We start from the raw sequence: 21,411 nt of genomic DNA, 5'->3' as shown, positions 1-21,411 counted from the left end.
TATGACGCAACGACTACCATGTAAGACGAAAGGCTGTAGCGCAACAATACTGCCGACTACAGCAGCCAAAACGGGCGGTATTTGTATGCCATGTCATCAGGAGCATGCACGAAAAAAGCAACAAGCTTATATTGAGCAGCACCGCAAAACGGTTAATCTCTATGAAGGACTTACGAATTATGTGGACATTCTTAAGGTAATGCATGCGCCGAGAACGTATGCTCCTCTTATCCAATACATTCCTTATCCGTTAAGCATGGAGCAGATATACATAGTATTATCAGAACAAGAAGCGGACAATATGTTGAAATATGCCATGGAATTACTTGCCAAAAATAATGACAATGAAGCAGAGGACATTCTATTGTCGCTAGTATGCTATCGAAATAAAAATATCGCCAATGCTTTACCTCAGCTGATAGAGCGTAGCTTGTTTCATTATCCACTTGTTTTTAAAGATGCACCGCCGGATATACAACAGCTCCTTTTAGAGCGTATTAAATGGGATCAGGATAACCGAAACCATCTCCTCCTTGTGCTCGGTTGGATTGGTAATGCCATGGTCATGGAGCAGTTTCGGCAATGGCAAAAACAGCCGCCAATATGGGCAGAGCAGTTGTATGTAACGCCAGAAACCTACGCTCTTGAAGGCGGATGGGAGCTTAGCCGTGACGGAATGAGGCGTGACCTAATTAACCATGTCTGCTATGCAATTAGGCAAACAGATCAACAAAGTGAAGATTTCAATGAAGAGCAGTATGCGCATTTTCTTGGGATAAGCCATTCAACCTGTCCGTGGTGTAATAGGAAGTTAACGAAATTAATGGACGTGGCTACCGCTCATCCATCTTTGCACTATCTCAACATGCACAAGAACTTGCAGGTAATAACCTGTGATTTATGTGGAAGCTTTAGTACAATCTACATGGAATTGGACAAGGATGGTGTGCCTGTTTGGAGCCGTTATAATCAAAAACCAGCGTATCTTCCAGATATTGATGACGTAAACAGCTCTATTGAAATGACACCTAGGTTAGCCCTTGCACATGAGCCACAATCACCATATTATGCTGCGCTTTGGACGATGTCACAATTAAATTCGCAGATCGGTGGTTATCCAAGCTGGGTGCAGGATTCAGCATATCCGCTTTGCCCTTGCTGTGAGCAAAGAATGCGTTTTATAGGGCAGATTGATTATGCTGATTTTGATGAATATGCTGAAGGTATTTTTTATATGTTTGTCTGTCTAAAAGACAACATTACAGCAACCATCTATCAGCAAAGCTAAATAACGTTACTGTGTCAAAGGGGGAATAATCTTGCGTTGGAAGGAAGTTAGCAAGACAGATAATCTGTCACTTGTCCACCAGGCAGCAATGGAACTGGATGTGAATGAACGGGACGAGCGCGGGAGGACACCGCTGATGCTTTTTTTAACTAATCGAATGCCTGTACAAGCAATTGAAATATTAATAGAGCACGGAGCAGAACTTGAAGCACAAGATAAACTTGGTGAAACGCCACTTAAAAAAGCTGTAAAGTTCAAGCAAGTGGATGCTATATTGAAGCTGATCGAAGCGGGAGCCGAACTAGATTCGCCACTGGGTATTTTAGCGACGGCTTGGAATGCAGCTCGTACAGATAAAAAGCTTGCTGACCTTCTGCTTGCAACAAAAGGAGCGGTTCGCCTTTCGTTGACAATGGAAGAACAAAGCATTGTTGAGGAGCTGTTGTATGAAGAGTCACAAAACAAACTATGCGAGAAAATAGCACACATTAATTCGCCAGAAATATTACATGCCATTGTGAACGGATATAACTGGGATGATGGTCCGGAACCGATGCTATCCGTTTTTCAACATCCAGCAACGTCAGAAATTACACTTCTTGATATGTATGATTTGTTAGATGGGGATTACTGGATGAACAAGAGGGATTCACATGATTTATTAAACACAGATGAGGAGAAGCGCTTTACGGAGCTTGCTGTTGCACTGTATAAAAGATTAGAGCAGTGCCGTCACTAATGATAAGAAGAGGCTGCGCCGTTGTTGTCCGCTTCGGCGGTGCTTTCCGCGGGCACACACGTAAGCCGCAACCCTCGCTAGCGCGCGGTTCGTTGCGTCTTACGCTACGTGCATTCCCGCAGGAGTCACCGACTTCGCTACCAACAACTAGTGAACCCTTTTAATTTTTTAGTTATGTTCCAGCCTCTTTGCATTATTAGTAAGCATTTAATTTATGGATGACTTCCTCTGCTAACACATTGCTAAAGCGAATAATTCCATGTTCTTGTACAATCAGCCCTTCGTTCAGGCGTTGATTGAGCCAATCTGTAATAAAGGAAGGCGCATACCCACCTAGACCGAACTCACTGCCAAATGCGATGATGTTTTGATAAGCTTCTATATATTGGTCGTAACTAGTTTCAGGATACGACTTCGTATATAACCAAAATTGCACATCATACATGGTACAGGATAATTGATCTGCATGAAAACTAAAATGGCCTTTCTCTTCGACAATCTGTGTACATATGCTACGGATTTTCTGTTCCACTTGTTCCACCTCTGTTACACGAGAGCACAGCTCCTCCAGCAGAGGAGAAAACTTCCCATGCGCTACTTTAGCCAGGGCTTCTTCTTTGTCTTCTTCAGAAGTATCATAGTGTTCTTCATTCACTAAGCCTTTGATAAACGCTTCAAAATTATCGGCAAGGAACGTAATCTCATAATCATCTTCTTGATCGACATGAATCACTTCAGGTTCACCATCTCGACCACATGCTCGATAGTCTAACATCACGACATCATGCCCGGCTGAAGGACAATCACAAATAACTACTCCAATGTCTGGATATCCCCATTCCTCTATCATAAACGGACTACCCAAATCTCCGCATAGGGAATAGCTTTTCTCACGTCCAATACCCATAATACCTGTAATGGCAATATGATCTTCCGCCCAGGAAGTTGCGATATCTGTTGGAAAGCAAGTATTTCTCGGTACTCCGCCATTGTGTTGCTTCATTAAATAAATATACGAAGCGGGGAGTTTATAACCAAGCTCTTTCTCTATATAGGCAATTAATTCATCCGACGGTGGCTCAGATTGATAGGATGTTCTTGCATACTCGCTATCTTCCCAAAATGCACTTAGAGACATCTCTGAAAAAGGAATCCTCTTTTCTACGGAGCCACCACGCTCGGAGTAAGCTTTCTTCTGGGCAAGTCGAAGTGCTTCACTTTTTTGCTTCTTGGCTTTAAGGGTACTCTGTCTTAAAAAATACTCGGTGCTGCGATCTCCGGAATCTAATTGGTCAGACATGCTAAAAGCTTGAGCTGCTTCCTCATAGCGCTTTAAATAATAGAAAGCAAAGCCTACCCGATAATGCCATAGCGCATCTTGTTTACCTGCCTCAGAAATTTTACTAAAATGATTGAGCGCTTCTTCGTAAAGACCCAAATTGTTATAGGCTCTAGCTAAAATGCTAATCAATTCATCGTCTCGTTCTTCTTCAGGAATTGCTAAAAGGGTATCGACAATTCGCTGATGTTCGTCTACTTCATGCCACTCGTTCAATTGATTTATAAGCTTTTGTTCCATTGTTACCTCCAAATGATTATTCATAAATACTACCTATGTATTTGGTAAATCCTTACCTTTAAAATAGTAACATCTATAAATGAAGGATTCTAGAATTTTCCTGTATGAAACCATAGCAGAATTTCCATTTTGATTGTCTTTTTATTGATTACTTCATGTCCATTTGTCCCATGATATAGGTAGATGGGGGGTGCAGGCTAATGGATTATGAATATTCGGTGAAGTTTTACTTTAACGAAAGAAGTGAAGAAGAATATAAAATTAAAAATAATATTGGACAAGAAACCTTTGTAGAAGAACTGTCTAATGGATTCAATGAAAAGCCTTGGTATTCATTTACTGAAACTGAACATTTTAAAACGATATTAATTAGTACGAAAGAAGTTTATAAGGTATCGGTCGTGCAAAATGTTGTCACATTTGATTAATCCAACGAATTTAATACTTTTATCGTTATGCTTACAACGATAGTTGGATATTTAAAAAGGAAGCTCTAATCGCTTCCTTTTTGTTTATATAATATTACGCTATAGATAATGGCAATTCGTGCAAATAAAAAGGTTAACGTTACATCGTATGGTTTGTTTCATACTCGATGTTTACTTTAATTTTGTGCAAGTCCCTATCAATTTTTGAAATTAACATATGTATTTCTTCATTTTCTGAAGCGTTAAACGTTTCTCCTCTTCGTTTGCTTAACGTGACTGTTTGATTGATTAACCGCAAACAAGATTTAATTAACGCTAAATCTGTTTTGATTGCTTCTTTATTTAAAATGTCTATTTCATCCATTAATATTCACCCCCACTATAGATAATACAATATTAGTAATAATTAACCAATGTACAGCGCTGTCCTTAAAAAACTGATGAAATATATCTTAACCAGTTCATCTGTTGTTCATCTTGCCTTTGTAAAATATATCAGGCAATAAGTGTATGCATTCTTATAAAGGTACATTTAAATTTGTGCTATGAATCGGGTGATTGAAATGTTAATAATGGCTACAATATTTATTACAGCAGCACTAATTTTTTATACAGTAGGAGTATGGTCAGAAAAATTTCAAAAAACATTAAAATTGTGGCATGTGATTATTTTTTGGATAGGCTTCATATGCGATACGCTTGGAACGACCATGATGGAAAAAATGGCTACAGAAGGATCTTTAGTTAGCTTTCATGGCGTAACAGGTTTATTAGCTATTGTGTTAATGTTATTTCATGCCATTTGGGCTTCTATTGTGTTGGTGAAAAATGACTCTAAAATGAAGCAAAAGTTCCATAAGTTAAGCATGGTGGTATGGTTCATCTGGTTGTTTCCTTATATATCTGGAATGATATTTGGGATGATTAACAAATTTTAAAGTTTTGTTCTTTGAAAAAAATGTTCTAAAAATTACCCTATTTATTATTATGTCACAATACTTTCATTTGATATTCAAATCTTATATGGTATGGTTTTGAATGGGGCATTTACTGAATTCCAATTTTCAATAGGCGCTATCTAAATCAACATTATATTTTAGCTCTAAAATAAATGTATGGGCAAAATAACATCCAATTAGATGGTTACAATAAATGTAAATCCCTTTTGAATGAGTGGTGGTTGAAAACACCCCTCTAATGAAACACGGAGCAATGAAGGTGATACAATTTAATTACTTGCTACTACATTAATAAATTATGAAAGAGCTGATAAGATATGACATGGGGTTTAGTTATGACAATAGTGATTGGATCTATTGTTAAATTGGTAATGAGTCCTCCAAGCATCGTTGTAGGGTGGACTGTCAGTAAATTTGAACTGCACAAAAAACTGGATGCAAAAGATGTTACCGTAACCTATAACGGAAAGAATTTAGAAGAAGAAGAAAAAAGTAGATTTACTAACTATTTTAATGAAGCTTCGTTTTTAAAAAAGCATTATATTTTCCCAGGTAATGAAAAGTTATTTTTAGAACCTGAATCAAATATCACGCCATTTGTTATCAATTTTAAAAAAGGCAAAAAGGATATACACTTCTTTGTTTTTAATTACGATAATCACGTTGATATCGTGAAGAAATACAAGGAAAAAGTCGTTTCGTACAGTGTAAGTTCTGATTGTTTACAAAACTTTTCAACGTCTAAAGGTTTAGTATAAAAAGCTTTCATTGCAAATGATTCAACCAGTTGTCGCTATTATAGCGGCGACTGGTTGTTTTCGTTTTGTATGAAATGAAAAAGGCACTTACTAAATTGTAAGTGCCTTTGATTGCGTCGTCTTTTTTAAAATAGTAAAAAAATTGCTATCGTTTGAGATTGTATAGTCCTCTTTGGTACTTATTTACAGTCAGTGATTTATTATGTGAATCAAGGAATATCGCATAACCTGTATTTAATGTGAAGTTGATTCGGTAATCATAATCAAGCAAGGATACTGATGCTTTTTCAAATTTGGCGTTTTTAAAAGATTCTATAAGTTCTTTTTGTGTTTCTTTGGGGAGTTTTATGTCTGTAAATATATCTTTGTCACCTATATTGACTCTATGAACAGTGACAGCTGGATTGGCTGCATTGAAATTAGCGTCTGTTAATACATCTGTTGCAGAATAGGTTCGACTTTTTATTGCAATAAAAAACTAGCAACAACGATTATAAGTAAAGATAAAATCACGGTTAATATAAAATTTTTGATTTTTTCATATAGACCCCTCTTTATCCTTTTTTTATAAAATGATAGCAAAATGCTGCAATTAAAAAGAATAGCATTTGCAATTCTTTTACTAATAATTATAAAATTCTATATTGTATTTATTTGAAAATTGACTAGGATGGATTTTGTTTATAAAATTTGTGTACTGTGTTTAGTAAGTTCGTGGTTTTTACAGCACAAAATAGCTTTTAGTTAGCAGCATTTGCCTTCTATAAGAATTAGCAAATACATGAATTACATGTGATTTTCTTACTAATGGTTAGAGGTTAGTTAGTTGATTAATAATACATGGCGTTTGAATGGATGGTGTCAGTAAATGTTAGCAGAAAATATAAGGTCAGCTAAAAGAGGGAAAAATGAACGGAATGGTATTCACAATTGGCATCCCTATTATGCGAGTTATTCTGAATACTTTGTGGAGGATATGCTAGATTATTTAGGAGCTAATGAGAGCTCGATTGTACTCGATCCTTGGATGGGTAGTGGCACAACGGCTTTAGTGTGCCAAAAGAGAGGAATCAAATCTTTTGGTATAGATATCAACCCAGTGATGGTCATTTTTTCGAAAGCTAAAACTAGAAATTTAATTGAATTGAATTTGGATAGTATCGGAAATGCTATTAAGGAAACGGCTAGTCATGTCAAACTTGCAGAAGATGAATTTTTAAATAATGAAGACACATTAGAATTTGTAAGTGATAAACATCTGAATGTGTTAAATAAAATTCAACTAGCTATCGACGATGTTTGTAAGCATCACAGCGATATTTCAGATGCACCAATATCAGATACAATACGAGCTTTTTACTTTGCCGTTCTATTTAGGTGTTTAAGGTACGTAGGGAAATTCAAGGTAGGTAAAAATCCAACATGGCTAGTAAATGAAATACGTAAAGCGAGAACCGACGAAGTAGATACATATCATTTATTTTATCATTATGTAAAGGCCATGATAAAAGACTTAGAAACATACTATACGAATATTTTAAATTATGGCTATTCCTATCCCTCTTTGTATGAAGGGGATAGTAAACAAATGATTTTTTCTGATTGTACCGCAGATAATATCATTACTTCTCCTCCGTATTTAACACGCATTGATTACGCTGTTTCTACAAAGCCAGAATTATTGTTTTTAGGTTATAAACAAGATACGGATTTTGATAGAGTGAGAAGAGCAACTATGGGAGCTCCTGTTATTGCTGATAAAAATATAGTCATAAACGAAAAGTGGGGTAGTTGTATTTGTTCTTTTTTAAAACAGGTGAAAGAACATCATGCAAAAGCCTCCCAAAGTTATTACCTACCTATATTTTTACAGTATTTTAGAGATGCATTTGAGTCGTTACGTGAAATCAAACGAGTACTAAAACCAAATGGACAAGCTTGTCTTGTGGTGCAATCTTCTTATTATAAAGATGTAGAAGCTAAACTGGGAGAAATGTATGTGGAGATGGCTCAATCCCTTAATTTAGAAGCACAAATTATTAAACGAGATGTTGTGAAACATCATTTAGCCAATGTTAATACGAAATCTTCGAAATATGTGAAAAATAAAATTTACTATGAGGATGCTGTTCTTATAAGAAAGAAGGGGAAAAATTGACGGAGTATAGTAGCCATAGAGAACAAGTAGCACAAGTTCATGGTGTGTCAGATAGACAAAATATCGTCGAAAATGCTTTATTACATGCATTCGAACCTTTTATTTTTATAAAAGAAGTACCATTTATTAATTTTGGTAATATGACTGCTGGTGAATTAGCGAATGCATTTAGCGCTTACCCTATCGTGGTCAAATCCATTTTAGCGACGGTAAATGTTGCAGGAAGGGCGATTAAGCGAGATTTAGATATATCTATTGATACATATAGTGATAAGTTACCGAAAGAAAAAGCGGCTATTTTAGCAGGTTATATTAAACCGATGTTACCAAATGAACTTGCAATTCCTGCAATATGTGAGCTGGATAGATGGTTTTATGTAGATAAAGAAATAAGAAAATTTAAAGGTAGTTGGGAAAAAGCGATTCTTACTATTTTAAAAAAGAATGCAAGAACGGATGATTTTAAAAAAGTTAAGTTTGAATGTGATGGGGAAAACTTTCAATTAGATGCAGTACATCCATCCAATGCGCCCTATAAGGTTGGTATCGATGTCAGGAGAATTGAGGCAAAACAAGATATCCATAAAAGAGCGGATGAAATCATCAATAAGGCGAGAAAATTTAAAAAAATTTGTCCGAATGCTAGCTTTTACGCAATAATTTATTACCCATTTACGAGTGAACATATTAATTTACAAACCAGATTAAAAGATGAACATATTAATGGTGTTTTTTTTGCTACCGAATCATTTTCAAGCATTGAGCAGCAGACAAAGTATATTTTAAGTTCAGAAGGTTTACTGAAGGACGAGATTTATTAGATAATGAATAAAATAATAGGTTATGTAGCAAAGTTAGAAATAATAAGGAGGAAACAACTATGTCAAAGAAAAATAATGCGTTATCACTCCAACAATGTGAGGAATTACTTCAAACTTTGCAAGAGCGATTTGAGAAAAATATGAATCGCCATCAAGGTCTTGATTGGACTTCAGTACAAGCAAAGCTCGAGACGAAAGCTGAAAAACTATGGTCACTCAATGAAATGGAAAGCACTGGCGGTGAGCCTGATGTCGTAGGGTATGATGAAAATACGGGAGAGTTTATTTTTTATGATTGTGCAACGGAGAGCCCGAAAGGTCGCAGAAGTGTTTGTTACGATCGTGAAGCATTGGAGTCAAGGAAGAAGCATCAACCAGAAAATACGGCGATAGATATGGCAACGGCTATGGGCATTGAACTTTTAACAGAAGAACAATACCGAGCATTGCAGGAACTAGGTACTTTCGATTTAAAAACGTCGAGCTGGGTACAAACACCTGCAAATATTAGAAAGCTGGGCGGGGCCATCTTCTGTGATCGTCGCTACGATACAGTCTTTATGTACCACAATGGAGCGGATTCCTACTATGCTGCAAGAGGCTTCCGTGGTGCGCTTAAAGTATAAATATAAATAACCTTCTAAAAGCTTTCTAGAGCGTTTATGCTGTTTAGAAAGCTTTTTGAATTGATAAAGTGCTAAAGCAAATCATTCATATAATAGCGGCTTCTAGCGTTTGGGGGCTAATCACCATAAGGAGAGTCCAAACGATGAAGAGATAGTTTTGCTCATAATGAAAACAGTCATCCATGCAAATTAGCAGGGTGACTGTTTCTTTCGTATGAAAGCGGGAGCTAGTGAGAAATGTAAAGATAGTATTTCAACCAGCTCGTCTATTTTGAAACACAATGAAAAGGGTCACTAGGCTGGGAATAACCCTTTTTTATAGAGAGGCGCAATGAATCTGTATGTTAGAATTAGCAGTCTTCTTTGCTATTTATGAAAGTAGCGCCAACAATAATTAAAAGAATAAATAATACAACGATTAGAGCGAATGTTGAACCATAGCCATTGTTATTACCGTATTCATAGTTACCGCAATAATTGTTGTTCCAATTGCCTCCTACATTTCCGCCGAAGTATCCCATGGAAAATCCCTCCTTTCTTCAATATATAGTATGTAAACTATAAAGAAGTGGAGGGGTGTTTATCCATTGGGGTAAGAAAAATAATGAAATCGCCACAAAAACCATTTGTGCTTTGTTACATCGCAACCCAGTGATCTTTAGAAACTTCTACAAGTTGTGTATTGTCTAAGTTAAAACGGTTTACCATCAACTCTTCTTCGGTCATGACTTGGCGTTTCTTTTGTTTTTCAATGGCTGGATCTGGAATCGGAATTGACTGCAATAACATTTTGGTATAAGGATGTTGTGGGTTGGCATACAGCTCTTCGCTCTCTGCTAATTCTACAATTTTTCCTCCATACATAACGGCAACGCGATCGCTAATATGTTTGACCATCGACAAATCATGGGCGATAAATAAATAGGTTAAACCTAAACGTTGTTGTAAATCTTTCAGTAAATCCACAACTTGCTTTTGAATGGAAACATCTAGAGCAGACAGTGGTTCATCACATACTATAAAATTTGGCTCGACAGCTAAAGCGCGCGCAATGCCAATACGTTGGCGTTGCCCGCCACTAAATTCATGAGGGTAGCGTAAAGCATGTTCCTTTTTTAAGCCTACTAGTTCGAGTAATTCTTCAACTCGGGCACGACGTTGTTCTGTTGATGTCGTTAATTTATGTACATCAAGCGCTTCCCCGATAATATCAAGCACCTTTTTACGAGGGTTTAGTGATGAATAGGGATCTTGGAAAATAATTTGCATATGACGTCGCATACTTTTTAACTCATTTTTAGATAAGCGTGTAACAGGCACCCCTTTATACAACACTTCACCATCTGTTGGTTCATGGAGCTGTAAAATCGTACGCCCTGTTGTTGATTTGCCTGAACCAGATTCACCAACGAGCCCCAATGTCTCACCAGGGAAAATACGGAATGATAAATCATCGACTGCCTTTAAAAGCTCACCTTTCTTTAAATCGAAATGTTTTGATAAATTGCGAACTTCAACAAGCGGTACAGTTAAATCTATATCTTGTGCTAGATGGGGTGGCTGTTTCGCTTCTTTTTTTTCATGAAGCTTTGGCAATGCGTTTAACAGACGCTTTGTATAGGGGTGCTGTGGGTTCGCAAATATTTCTTCCGTAGTGCCTTCCTCAACAATTTCTCCCTCTTTCATGACAATGACACGATCACACATACCTGCAACTACACCTAAATCATGCGTAATTAAGATAATAGATGTCCCTAGACGTTCTTGCATTTGCTTCATTATGCTTAAAATTTGTGCTTGGATTGTGACATCTAGTGCTGTTGTTGGTTCGTCAGCAATTAACAGGGCAGGGTTACAGGCAAGAGCCATGGTAATCATGACACGTTGACGCATACCACCACTAAATTCATGCGGGTATTGATGATAACGCTCCTCACTATTTTTTATACCAACAGATTTTAATAATTCAATCGTTTTTTCGTAGGCTTGCTTTTTAGTCATTTTTTGATGCTTCATTAAACCTTCAGCGATTTGTTCACCAACACGAATGGTTGGGTTAGTGGAAGTCATGGGGTCTTGGAAAATCATACTAATATCTTTTCCCCGAATCGCTTCCATTTGTTTTTCCGTTTGTGTCACTAGATTGTCCCCTTGGAAAAGAATTGTTCCAGACTTTAAAAAAGAAGGGGGGGAAGGGAGAAGGCGCATGATGGATCGAGCCGTTACGCTTTTACCGCTACCAGATTCGCCTACAATGCCGACTGTTTCTCCTTTATTGACATAAAAGTTTACCCCTTTTACTGCTTCAAATTCACTTTCACCAGTAATAAAAGAAACGCGTAAATCTTGTATTTCAAGAATTTTTTCACTCATCGAATGCTCATCCTTTTATAAATTTTAAATATTCTTATTGACGAAATGTAGTCGTTCATACATACTATACTATACAGGTAGGGATTGTACAATATAACCTGTGATGTAAATTATTTCGTTTGATTTTCATACCTTACTACTATAGTAAACGAAGAAAGGAGAAAATACATGATTAATTTTCAGAATATTATAAAGTTTGAGGGAAATTATTATTTCAAGCGGGTTTTTAGCGAGATAACGAGGAAACATAGTTATTCAATTGCACTATTTTTATTAGGATTCCCAGTTCATGTTGTTACATATTTTTTATATTTGTTAAAAAAGGATAAAAATTTATATGTGCCGTTGTTTGCACAAATGAAACAACAATTTATTTCAGAGGGAAAAGTACATGCTTGGGCAGCGGAATATAGGCTACAGGAACAAACAAAGGCTGCATTTTTTAATAAATCACTGAATGAACGTCAACTGGATTTGGTTGTTAATCAATTAACAGAACAAAAGCTACATAGAGAAGTTGAAAAAATATTAGCAAACGATGGTTTAGCAAAGCCTTCTTATAAAAGCTATTTTAGTGAACTGCTTGAAAATCCACTGTTTTTAGTTTTGTCATTTATTCCAGGTGTTTTTATGTATATTTTCCTTATCTTATGTAGTAACGCATTTAGTCGGTTTATCGTTGAACGTTTAGTTCAAAGTGCCTTTGTCATCGTTGGTGTTGCCACATTAGTATTTACGATTTTATATTTATCACCATTTGACCCTGCTCGCAATTTGCTAGGTATTGAGGCAACACCTGAACAAGTCGCAAATTTTAATAAAATTTATGGACTCGATCAACCTTATTTAGTGCAGCTTTGGCATTCTTTATCTGGACTGTTTACGTTTGATTTAGGTAATTCGTTTGAAGGCAAGGAAAATATTACGCAAAGTATTATGAATAAATTTCCTGTGACATTGGAAATTGCCCTATTGTCATTACTAATGGCGGTGGCGATTGCCATTCCTGTTGGGATCATCTCAGCGGTAAGGCCAAATTCTTTTGCAGATTATGCGTTTATGTTTATCGCACTTATTGGTTTATCCATACCGAGCTTCTGGCAAGGTTTGATTTTTATTTTAACGTTTTCATTAAAATTACAATGGTTCCCAGCTACTTATAATCCGAATAATTGGTTATCCATTGTTATGCCTGTTGTTGTATTAGGTACTTCTATTACAGCGTCGATTGCTCGCATGACAAGGTCAAGCATGCTTGAAGTGATTCATGAGGATTATATTATTACTGCCAAAGCGAAAGGATTGAGTGAGCGCAAGGTTATCACCAAGCATGCGATTCGCAATGCAATGATTCCTATTGTTACAGTAATCGGTCTGTTATTTGGTGGTATGCTTGGCGGTGCTTCTGTTACAGAGAAAGTCTTTAACATCAGTGGTATTGGTAGCTATATCGTTGATAAACAATTTATTCCGGATATACCGGCACTCCTTGGAGGGGTTGTCTATATTGCGATTACGATTTCGATTGTCAACATGGTGATCGACGTGTTATATGCATTCTTTGATCCACGTATTCGTTCAAAAATGAAGAAATCTTAGGAGGAGAGGGGATAGTGTGAAATTCATCTCGAATGTTAAGCTGCTAATGAAAATAACGCAAGAATATGTCAATGCACAGTTTACCATTGTCTTTTCTGCTATTTTTTCAGTGCTGTTTTTACTAAATAGTTTTAATTTTGCTGACGGTGTATGGCGTCCCTATATCCTTGGGCTATTTTTCATTTACGTTGCTACGACTTTATATGTATGGGTCGCAACGTGGCAAATAAAAAAAGATTTAGCTAAACAACGAGAAATTCAAAAGCGAACAAGATTGCTTGGTTACCCATTAATGCTAACAGTACTAGTGGGTAATGTATTTGCAGCAGGTTTCGGATTTATGCTCGCAACAAAAAATAAAACGGCAGAATATACTTTTGCCATCTATGCCTTCATTACACAAATTTTTATTATCGGTATTTCGGCACTCAATTTATTTAAGCCGTATGTAGTCGATACATTTTTATTCGCAATGGGTGCGTTTTTAGCACTCGCTGTCTTTTATGCCGTGATGGCTATACTTGTAGCGCGTTACGTTACGGCTAGTAATGCGCCAAAATGGATGATACCCCTTGGTGTGGTGTTACTTTTACCTACACTAACTGGCAATTTATTTTCATTACTGCTTGGCTTGACGTTAATTAAAAAAGCACGTAATACGGATCCATCGGCAGTAGAAAAATGGCAAAAAATATGGAATAAAATCTTGCGCAATACGATGGCTGTATTCGGCATGTTCTTCATTATTTTTATGTTCTCGCTGTCGGTCGTGAGTTCATGGACATTTGATTACGATTTTGCCGTGCAAAATAATTATAGTGCCTTGCTACAGACGCCATCTTTAGACTATCCGCTCGGAACTGATAATTTTGGTCGGGATTTATTTTCTAGAATCGTATTTGGTGCTCAAATTTCATTAATTGTTGGTTTCTTTTCTACGATTATACCAGCTGTAATAGGAGGAGCACTCGGTGCGTTTTCAGGCTATTACGGAAAAAATACAGATAACATTATCATGCGTTTGCTAGATATTTTATATGCTATCCCAGGCATTTTACTAGCTATTGCAATTATTGCAGCATTTGGCGCAAATACAGTGAACTTAATTATTGCATTGAGTGTAGGGGCTATTCCAACCTATGCACGAACGATGCGCGCCAATGTCATGCAAATTGCCAATTTTGAATTTGTTGAATCAGCAAAGGCGCTAGGCGTATCAGATGCCGCCATTATTTTTAAACATATCGTACCGAACGCTCTTGCTCCGATGATAGTAAAAGCGACTTTAACAATTGGCGGAGCGGTCATATCGACTAGTAGTTTAAGCTTCCTTGGCCTCGGTATAGAGCCGCATATACCAGAATGGGGCAATATTTTAAAAGTAGGTAGTACGTATTTAGAAACCAATGCTTATGTGGCTATTTTCCCAGGGTTATGCATTATGTTACTCGTCTTATCGTTTAATTTTTTCGGCGATGGATTACGTGATGCCCTTGATCCTAAAACAAATTAACTTATTATATTGGAGGAAAAGACAGATGAACAAAAAATTATTTACATTGGCTACATCAGCAACTGTTGCTGCGGTTGCGTTAGCTGGTTGTGTAGAAACAAAATCAAATGTAGAAAATAAAGATGATCAATCAGAAACAGCTAGTACTAAACCAGTTCTTGAAGTGCTTGGGATGGCTTCACAAGAACAAGATATGAATATTGTACGAGACCAATTAGTGAAAAATGGTTTTGAAGTAAAGTTAAATATTCAACCAGACTTCGGTTCTTACTCGGCACAAAAAGATGCTGGCAACTATGATGTAGCGGTATCTAGCTGGACAACTGTAACCGGCAATCCTGACTATGCAGTAAGAGGGTTATTTAAAACAGGTGGAGATTACAGTGTGACTGCCGATGCCACTATCGATAAATTAATAGATGAAGCGAGTACGTTAACGGGAGATGCTGCAAAAGAGAAGTATAAAGAGCTAGAGCAAGCATTAGTGTTTGATAATGCGTATATTGCACCATTATATATTTCTCAAAAGTTCCAAGGGATTTATGCAAAAGAAGTAAACCCAGACACTGTCCGTTTACCAAAATCACGTGCACAAGCATGGGAAACAATTTCATTTAATGATACCGCTAAAAATGCAACAGATACATTAGTTTTACATCAAGGGATTGCTTCCTTAACTTCTCTTGACCCGGTAAAAGGAAATGACGGTTCCATTAATACATTAAATACTAATATGTATGTACGATTAGTGAATTTATCTGATACGGATGAGGTCGTTTCTAATGGTTCACTATCTTATCAACACGCTATTTCCGAAAATAACAAAGAATACTATTTCGTCTTACGTGATGATATCAATTTTGCTAAGGTGGAAAATGGCAAAGCGGTAGATACTGGCGACTTAGTATCGGCTGAAGACGTTGTATTCTCTTTACAGCGCGCAAAAGATCAAAATTCAGTACCAGATCACCGCACATACTCTATTCATGAGAATATTGACTCTGTAGAAATTGTTTCAGATATAACTGCACTTGAAGCGGTGAAAACGTCTGACGGTCAATCAGTTTTAGATGAATTATCGGCTAAACTTCCTGCAGCGATTGCACAAGTTGTAACGGACGAAGCGAGTGTAGATAATGCAGCAGGTAAATATCAAGTTGTGAAAATTACAACACCGAATCCTTTCCCACAAGTGCTAAACTATTTAGCTCACCAATCGGGCGGAATTGTGTCTGAAGCGGCAGTTAAAGCAGTCAATACATTTGACGTAGAAAGTTATGACCCAAATGTAAATGTGGCATACGGTGACCAAGCTACTGTAACAGAAGGGGCAACATATGCCAATCATTTAGCGGCATCTGGACCTTACATTTTAGTTCAAAAAAATGATTATGAAGCAACGTTTGTCAAAAACCCAGCTTACCAAGTAGGGACTGAAAACGAGCCGAAAATTAATCATATTAACGTTCGATTCATTGAAGATAATGACTCAGCACTTTCTGCTCTTCGTAATGGTGAAATTGACGTATTACAATCTGTGCCTGAAACGAAAATTGATGTTGTAAAAGGTGATGCAAACTTAGCGTTAAAAACAGCGGATAGTAATGCTGTATCATATTTATTAATCAATCCAAAAGGCCTTGAAGTTTCGAAATCTGCAGACTTGCGTAAAGCCATCCTTTACTCGATCAACCAAGATGAATTTATTAGTTTCTATCAAGGTAATAAAAAACCAGCCGTTTCAACAGTTTCCCCACTTGTTGACACAGGCCTATAATTAACAGCAGATAGCACAAAGGTAAAAGAATTTCTAAGTGCTTATAAAGCTAGTAAATAAAGTATCTGCCACTTTAGGTAAAGCACTTCAAAGCCATTTTTTATGGTTGAAGTGCTTTTTTTAGTACAAAGCTACATTATTTGTTTAAAATTGGAACTTTTCAGAGTTTTAATCGTATATGAAGAAAAAAGATAAAGAAGGGGAGTTAGGCATTTGCGAAAGAAAGATGTACTCATTATGCTAGTCACTTTGATTGTAGAAGGAATCATTACTTACTTGATTGCATCGTTTTTCTCTGTTCGATTTATCGAAATTATGTTTTTTGTTGGTTTTGCCATTGCAGGTGGAATTTTTTACTTTTTGAGTAGTGGTGGACCAATGGCTAGATACAATGAAGTTCAAGTTACTGCTCAAACAGGAATCATTCACAAAAACGAGCAATTTACTACCAAGAAAGGTCCGATATTTTTGGCTTCGGTATTATTTTGTTTAATTGGACTGGTGTTTTTTCTCCTATTAATTGCAGAGATTATTCCACCTAGTGCAAAGTAATATAGAAAAGTTATGCAGCTCTTATTCCGACTTTACAAAATACTTTACTTACATTAAAAAGCCCTTCTACCATTCTCCAACGGTTAGAAGGGCTTTTGCTGTTGACATGATAAACCAAAATAGAGGACATTCTAGTGTTCGTTGTAAATCAACGTAACGAATAATTCACATAGTAATTGGAAAGTACTTTAAGAAAAAGTCGGAGTTGATTGTTGTGATATTTAATCAAGATAAAGAAATTTACTGCTATAGCTGTCGTAAAAAGACGGTCTTTACATGTAAAGATCGACACAATAAAAGCGGAGTAGAAAGTCATTGCAGTGAATGTAGCGGCATTTGGTTTGAATGGCAAAATCGAGCTGTTGAGCGAGAAATGGAAAAGTGGGTTGAATATAACCACAAAATCGTCAATTAATACTATTATTTCCATAAAAAATGGTATTCTTGCTTGTAAAATATTAGATGAAAAGAAAAACCTTGCTTAAAATATTACGAGTTTTTGCTTAAATATGATACAAATTATTCATTTCAATCACCTATTTAGAACTTAAGGCTTGCCAATATGGCTATGTCTGATTTAGTTGTATATAATAAAATAAAGTTAACGCGTGAAGGTGATTGTATTGGACGACATAGTCATAACAGGGTATGGCATTAAAGCTCCTGGAATTCTAGATAAACATAGTTTTTTAAATGTATTAACAAAAGGTATTTGTACACAGAGTAATTTAAACAATGCTCATCTGCCTCAAGCAAACATGGTTGCGGGCGTGATTGACCAAAACTTTCAGGAGATTAATGGCGTAAATTATCGCCGACATCCACGTTCTGTAAGAATGGCAATTGCCGCGACATTGGATGCAATGGAAATGGCAAATTTAAAAGATGTTCAACCGCATCGAATCGCTGTCATTATGGGTACATCCGCTGGAGCGATTTTGGAAATCGAAAAATATGCTGCGGATGGTTTTGATTTAAGAAAATTCCCGATTCATGGGGTTGCGCTTGTTGATACCCACACGCTTTCGAGCTCTGTTGCAGAAGCTATCGGATCGTGTGGTTCTGCATTTACCGTCACAACTGGTTGCAGTGCTAGTTTAGATGCCATTTTAATAGGGAAACAATTATTACAGTCTGGAAGTGTTGATGCTTGCATTGTAGGAGGAACAGAGGCTCCTTTAGGCCAATGGACTATTAATGGCTTTAAAAAATTGAGGTCTCTTTCAACGGAGTGCTCCATTGAAAAAGCGGGTGTTCCCTTTTCAACACTGCATCAAGGCTTTGTTTTATCCGAGGGAGCTGGCGTTATGGTTTTAGAACGTAGACAATCTGCAAATGCACGAGGGCAAAGCATTTATGGGAAGGTTGAGCGTGTTATTTCGAGAAATGAAGGGCAGAAACTATTAAATTCTGATAGTACTGGTAGACATATGTTAGACGTTTTTCAAGAAACGGTTGGGGATACACTACCGAGTTATATAAACAGTCAGGCACTAGGCATAGCATTGAATGATCAAATCGAACGCTTTATTTTGAAAGAAACATTTGGTTCAAATGTGCCCATTACTTCGATTAAAGGAATGATTGGTCACACGTTTGGTGCAATGGGAGCAATGCAAGTCATAGCTTCTTTGTTGTCAATGGAATATGGGTTTATCCCGCCAACGATTAAAACATTAGGGCATGGATTTGAAGATACACCGATTGTTTATGAAACGAGGCATCAAGCGGTAGAGTCTGTATGTATCACTACTCATGGTAGTAGCGGGAATAATGCTTGTTTATTACTGACACATACTTAGGAGGCTCTTTATATGTTTTTTATTTTTTTACTTTTGTTATCTGGTATTCCCATTTGTGTTGGAATTACGATTTTAGTGTTATTCAAAAAAAATAAACTATCCAAAATTATTTTTCTATTTCTTCTTTTGGCGTCCTTTTGGCATATAGATGTTTCATTTTTATATGCTGTTCAATTGTTTAGCCAAGAGACCATTATGTTCTTTTTTAAACTATTTCGATTTGGGTCAATCATGTTAACACCAACCATCTTTTACGTTGGGTATACGATTGTTCAAGAAATGCTCCCATCGGAGTATCAAAAAAAGTGGGGGTCTATTGTTAATCGGACCACTGTATTCATCTCTTATGCGTTTGCGTTATTTGTTTACATAATAGGATGTAGCTCTAAAAGTATTCGTGGATTAGAACGTATTCAAATAGATACAAGTGTTTTTTACTTTCCTGTTGATGGAGAGCTATCCTGGATTTTTAATTTTAATGTATTTCTATTTATCATCACAATTATTATTTGTTTGTTGATTAGTTTAGATGTACAACATAAAAGTGAACGTTCTTTTTTATTTTATTTTACTATTTTCACATCCATCGGCTTTGCTATTGGTTACTTAAATATGTTTCCAACTTCTAGATTGTACCCAAGCTCGATTGCTATTTTAGTCTTTGCGATTTCTATCTTGATTCTTTCGAGTAGAATGCATCTTGAAATTGTTAATAATATGAATAAAAAGCTATACGAGCAAAAGCAGTTTTTGTTCAGGGTCATTGATTTAAATCCTAATTATATTTATGCGCAAGATGAAAGTGGTCGTTATACATTAATGAACAAATCGTATGCACAGTTAATGGGCATGAGCTTTCAAGATATGATTGGGAAAACGGACGGCGATTTACTAGCTGACTTCACTGATGGAGAAGAATGCAACAATCCAGATAATACGTTTAAATTGCCAGAAAAGTATTTTATAAAAGAAGAAGCTATTACATCCGCTTCGGGGGAAGTGGTATGGGTACAAACGGTTAAAGTTCCGATTAATATAAATGATAGTGCTACATTACTGGCAGTTTCAACTGATATTACGGAACGCAAGCGCTATGAAGATGAAATCAAGTTTCAAGCTAATCATGATGCATTAACAGGGTTACCAAATAGAAGGATGTTCAATGAAGATTTAATAGCGCTTTTAGAACAAGCAAAACTTGAAGGAAGTCAAAATGCCATATTGTTCTTTGATCTCGATCGTTTTAAATATATCAATGATTCACTTGGACATGATGTGGGTGATCTCTTATTGATTGAAGTATCAAGGCGTATTGAAATATTGCTAAAAGAAAAACATAGCAAGGCAATGATCTATCGACTCGGTGGAGATGAATTTACCATTTTACTGCCTGATTATGATGCTACTGAAAGTGAGAGATTTGCTAAAGATTTGTTATGTCAATTTAATACAGCGTTTTGGATTGATGGAAGTGAGTATTTCATTACACCGAGTATTGGTATTAGCACGTTCCCTAATGATGGGTATGATGCGAATACATTGATTAAGCATGCAGATACAGCCATGTACTACGTAAAAGAACGAGGGAAAAATAACTATCAATTATTTACATCAGAAATGCAACAACACTTCTATCGAAAGATGATGATTGAAAAGCAATTACGAACAGCATTAGATAATGAGGAGTTTGAGCTTTATTACCAGCCTATTATTGATGTGAAAACGAATGAAATTATTGCTATGGAATCACTCATTAGATGGAATAATGAGGTGCTGGGGCAAGTTACCCCGGATGAATTTATTTCCGTTATGGAAGAAACAGGGATGATTATTCCGATAGGTAAATGGATATTGACTACAGCCATAGCACAAACTGCCCGTTGGCACAATGAAACAAATAAGCCTTTAAAAATAAGTATTAATGTATCGGTGAAGCAGCTGCTTGAATCAACATTTGTAGAAAATGTTAAGCAAGCAATAGAGAATGCGTCATTCGATGCATCCTATGTTGTGTTGGAGATTACGGAGAGTATTGCGATGTACGCTGAGTCAATGATTGAAAAATTATATGCATTGAAAAAACTAGGAATCAGTTTATCAATGGATGATTTCGGTACAGGCTATTCTTCGCTTAGTTATTTAAATAAATATCCATTGGATTCCTTAAAAATTGATAAATCATTTGTTATTGGGATGAACCAAGATGATGAAAACAAAGCGCTTGTCAAAACCATTATCGCGATAGCTAAGCAGCTCGATTTGAAAGTAATAGCGGAAGGAGTAGAAGGGGCGGAAGAATACGAATTCTTAGCCGAAATTGGCTGTGACTATGCGCAAGGTTATTTGTTTAGCCGACCACTACCTGTCGCAGCATTAAAAGCGCAATGGCTTACCATTAACTGATGTACGCCCTATTCATTCACGGTTAAAATTTGTTAG

The 21,411-nt window shown here is 36.5% G+C and carries 19 protein-coding genes; 15 read left to right on the top strand and 4 right to left on the bottom strand.

Going from position 1 to position 21,411, the window contains the following annotated elements; genetic code table 11:
* Position 1: 1 nt before the first annotated feature.
* A complete protein-coding gene (locus LO754_RS16705; RefSeq protein WP_108029881.1) occupies positions 2–1,288 on the top strand; it encodes a DUF1963 domain-containing protein in 1,287 nt (428 codons plus the stop codon).
* Positions 1,289–1,319: 31 nt separating this feature from the next.
* Entirely contained in the window at positions 1,320–2,027 is a 708-nt protein-coding gene (locus LO754_RS16700; RefSeq protein ID WP_108029880.1) for a DUF4274 domain-containing protein, read from the top strand.
* Between the two features lie 196 nt (positions 2,028–2,223).
* Here the strand turns inward: LO754_RS16700 and LO754_RS16695 are convergent, their stop codons facing one another.
* Complete coding sequence (locus LO754_RS16695) at positions 2,224–3,606, bottom strand: SMI1/KNR4 family protein (RefSeq protein WP_108029879.1); 1,383 nt, start codon at positions 3,604–3,606, stop codon at positions 2,224–2,226.
* Between the two features lie 200 nt (positions 3,607–3,806).
* Here LO754_RS16695 and LO754_RS16690 point away from each other — a divergent pair, with 200 nt between their 5' ends.
* Positions 3,807–4,034 carry a hypothetical protein gene (locus LO754_RS16690; RefSeq protein ID WP_231784834.1) on the top strand — a complete coding sequence of 76 codons (228 nt, stop codon included), beginning with the start codon at positions 3,807–3,809 and terminating at the stop codon, positions 4,032–4,034.
* A 139-nt stretch (positions 4,035–4,173) separates the two neighbouring features.
* Here the strand turns inward: LO754_RS16690 and LO754_RS16685 are convergent, their stop codons facing one another.
* A complete protein-coding gene (locus LO754_RS16685) occupies positions 4,174–4,398 on the bottom strand; it encodes a hypothetical protein (RefSeq protein ID WP_024363236.1) in 225 nt (74 codons plus the stop codon).
* A gap of 199 nt (positions 4,399–4,597) precedes the next feature.
* Between LO754_RS16685 and LO754_RS16680 the strand changes: the two genes are divergently transcribed.
* The 5 genes from LO754_RS16680 to LO754_RS16660 all read left to right on the top strand — a co-directional run bounded on the left by LO754_RS16680 (position 4,598) and on the right by LO754_RS16660 (position 9,356).
* On the top strand, positions 4,598–4,972 hold the full coding sequence (locus LO754_RS16680; protein ID WP_231784833.1) for an HsmA family protein: 375 nt from the start codon (positions 4,598–4,600) through the stop codon (positions 4,970–4,972).
* Between the two features lie 338 nt (positions 4,973–5,310).
* Complete coding sequence (locus tag LO754_RS16675; RefSeq protein ID WP_024363234.1) at positions 5,311–5,751, top strand: YfmQ family protein; 441 nt, start codon at positions 5,311–5,313, stop codon at positions 5,749–5,751.
* Between the two features lie 868 nt (positions 5,752–6,619).
* Positions 6,620–7,909 (top strand): DNA methyltransferase, encoded by a 1,290-nt coding sequence (locus LO754_RS16670; protein WP_231784831.1) that lies wholly within the window; start codon positions 6,620–6,622, stop codon positions 7,907–7,909.
* Entirely contained in the window at positions 7,906–8,730 is an 825-nt protein-coding gene (locus LO754_RS16665; RefSeq protein WP_024363232.1) for a hypothetical protein, read from the top strand. The genes LO754_RS16670 and LO754_RS16665 overlap by 4 nt, the downstream gene beginning before the upstream one ends.
* Before the next feature lie 59 nt (positions 8,731–8,789).
* Complete coding sequence (locus LO754_RS16660) at positions 8,790–9,356, top strand: DUF4256 domain-containing protein (protein WP_024363231.1); 567 nt, start codon at positions 8,790–8,792, stop codon at positions 9,354–9,356.
* A gap of 350 nt (positions 9,357–9,706) precedes the next feature.
* Here the strand turns inward: LO754_RS16660 and LO754_RS16655 are convergent, their stop codons facing one another.
* Together LO754_RS16655 and LO754_RS16650 are read right to left on the bottom strand one after the other, a co-directional pair.
* Entirely contained in the window at positions 9,707–9,877 is a 171-nt protein-coding gene (locus LO754_RS16655; RefSeq protein ID WP_080653337.1) for a YjcZ family sporulation protein, read from the bottom strand.
* 115 nt (positions 9,878–9,992) lie between these two features.
* The gene (locus LO754_RS16650) at positions 9,993–11,729 is read right to left on the bottom strand and encodes an ABC transporter ATP-binding protein (protein WP_024363230.1); all 1,737 of its coding nucleotides are present in this window, start codon (positions 11,727–11,729) and stop codon (positions 9,993–9,995) included.
* Positions 11,730–11,897: 168 nt separating this feature from the next.
* Between LO754_RS16650 and LO754_RS16645 the strand changes: the two genes are divergently transcribed.
* The 7 genes from LO754_RS16645 to LO754_RS16615 all read left to right on the top strand — a co-directional run bounded on the left by LO754_RS16645 (position 11,898) and on the right by LO754_RS16615 (position 21,375).
* A complete protein-coding gene (locus tag LO754_RS16645) occupies positions 11,898–13,328 on the top strand; it encodes an ABC transporter permease (protein ID WP_229387248.1) in 1,431 nt (476 codons plus the stop codon).
* A gap of 16 nt (positions 13,329–13,344) precedes the next feature.
* Positions 13,345–14,841 (top strand): ABC transporter permease, encoded by a 1,497-nt coding sequence (locus tag LO754_RS16640; RefSeq protein ID WP_024363228.1) that lies wholly within the window; start codon positions 13,345–13,347, stop codon positions 14,839–14,841.
* Between the two features lie 25 nt (positions 14,842–14,866).
* Positions 14,867–16,618 (top strand): ABC transporter substrate-binding protein, encoded by a 1,752-nt coding sequence (locus LO754_RS16635; RefSeq protein ID WP_231784830.1) that lies wholly within the window; start codon positions 14,867–14,869, stop codon positions 16,616–16,618.
* A gap of 213 nt (positions 16,619–16,831) precedes the next feature.
* Positions 16,832–17,170, top strand: coding sequence for a hypothetical protein (locus LO754_RS16630; RefSeq protein ID WP_025220198.1), 339 nt, complete (start codon positions 16,832–16,834; stop codon positions 17,168–17,170).
* Between the two features lie 214 nt (positions 17,171–17,384).
* Positions 17,385–17,585, top strand: coding sequence for a hypothetical protein (locus LO754_RS16625; RefSeq protein ID WP_080653336.1), 201 nt, complete (start codon positions 17,385–17,387; stop codon positions 17,583–17,585).
* 208 nt (positions 17,586–17,793) lie between these two features.
* Positions 17,794–18,972, top strand: coding sequence for a beta-ketoacyl synthase N-terminal-like domain-containing protein (locus LO754_RS16620; protein ID WP_231784829.1), 1,179 nt, complete (start codon positions 17,794–17,796; stop codon positions 18,970–18,972).
* A gap of 12 nt (positions 18,973–18,984) precedes the next feature.
* Positions 18,985–21,375, top strand: coding sequence for a GGDEF and EAL domain-containing protein (locus tag LO754_RS16615; RefSeq protein ID WP_231784828.1), 2,391 nt, complete (start codon positions 18,985–18,987; stop codon positions 21,373–21,375).
* Positions 21,376–21,411: the final 36 nt, after the last annotated feature.

This window comes from Lysinibacillus sp. GJ-1, from assembly GCF_021166035.1.
In the GTDB taxonomy this organism is placed as follows: domain Bacteria; phylum Bacillota; class Bacilli; order Bacillales_A; family Planococcaceae; genus Lysinibacillus; species Lysinibacillus sphaericus.
This window is presented reverse-complemented; position numbering and strand designations above follow the sequence as displayed.

Coding starts and splice junctions, on each gene's coding strand:
- LO754_RS16705 (WP_108029881.1), top strand. CDS start 2: ATGACGCAACGACTACCATGTAAGACGAAAGGCTGTAGCGCAACAATA.
- LO754_RS16695 (WP_108029879.1), bottom strand. CDS start 3,606: ATGGAACAAAAGCTTATAAATCAATTGAACGAGTGGCATGAAGTAGAC.
- LO754_RS16690 (WP_231784834.1), top strand. CDS start 3,807: ATGGATTATGAATATTCGGTGAAGTTTTACTTTAACGAAAGAAGTGAA.
- LO754_RS16685 (WP_024363236.1), bottom strand. CDS start 4,398: ATGGATGAAATAGACATTTTAAATAAAGAAGCAATCAAAACAGATTTA.
- LO754_RS16680 (WP_231784833.1), top strand. CDS start 4,598: ATGTTAATAATGGCTACAATATTTATTACAGCAGCACTAATTTTTTAT.
- LO754_RS16675 (WP_024363234.1), top strand. CDS start 5,311: ATGACATGGGGTTTAGTTATGACAATAGTGATTGGATCTATTGTTAAA.
- LO754_RS16670 (WP_231784831.1), top strand. CDS start 6,620: ATGTTAGCAGAAAATATAAGGTCAGCTAAAAGAGGGAAAAATGAACGG.
- LO754_RS16660 (WP_024363231.1), top strand. CDS start 8,790: ATGTCAAAGAAAAATAATGCGTTATCACTCCAACAATGTGAGGAATTA.
- LO754_RS16655 (WP_080653337.1), bottom strand. CDS start 9,877: ATGGGATACTTCGGCGGAAATGTAGGAGGCAATTGGAACAACAATTAT.
- LO754_RS16650 (WP_024363230.1), bottom strand. CDS start 11,729: ATGAGTGAAAAAATTCTTGAAATACAAGATTTACGCGTTTCTTTTATT.
- LO754_RS16645 (WP_229387248.1), top strand. CDS start 11,898: ATGATTAATTTTCAGAATATTATAAAGTTTGAGGGAAATTATTATTTC.
- LO754_RS16635 (WP_231784830.1), top strand. CDS start 14,867: ATGAACAAAAAATTATTTACATTGGCTACATCAGCAACTGTTGCTGCG.
- LO754_RS16615 (WP_231784828.1), top strand. CDS start 18,985: ATGTTTTTTATTTTTTTACTTTTGTTATCTGGTATTCCCATTTGTGTT.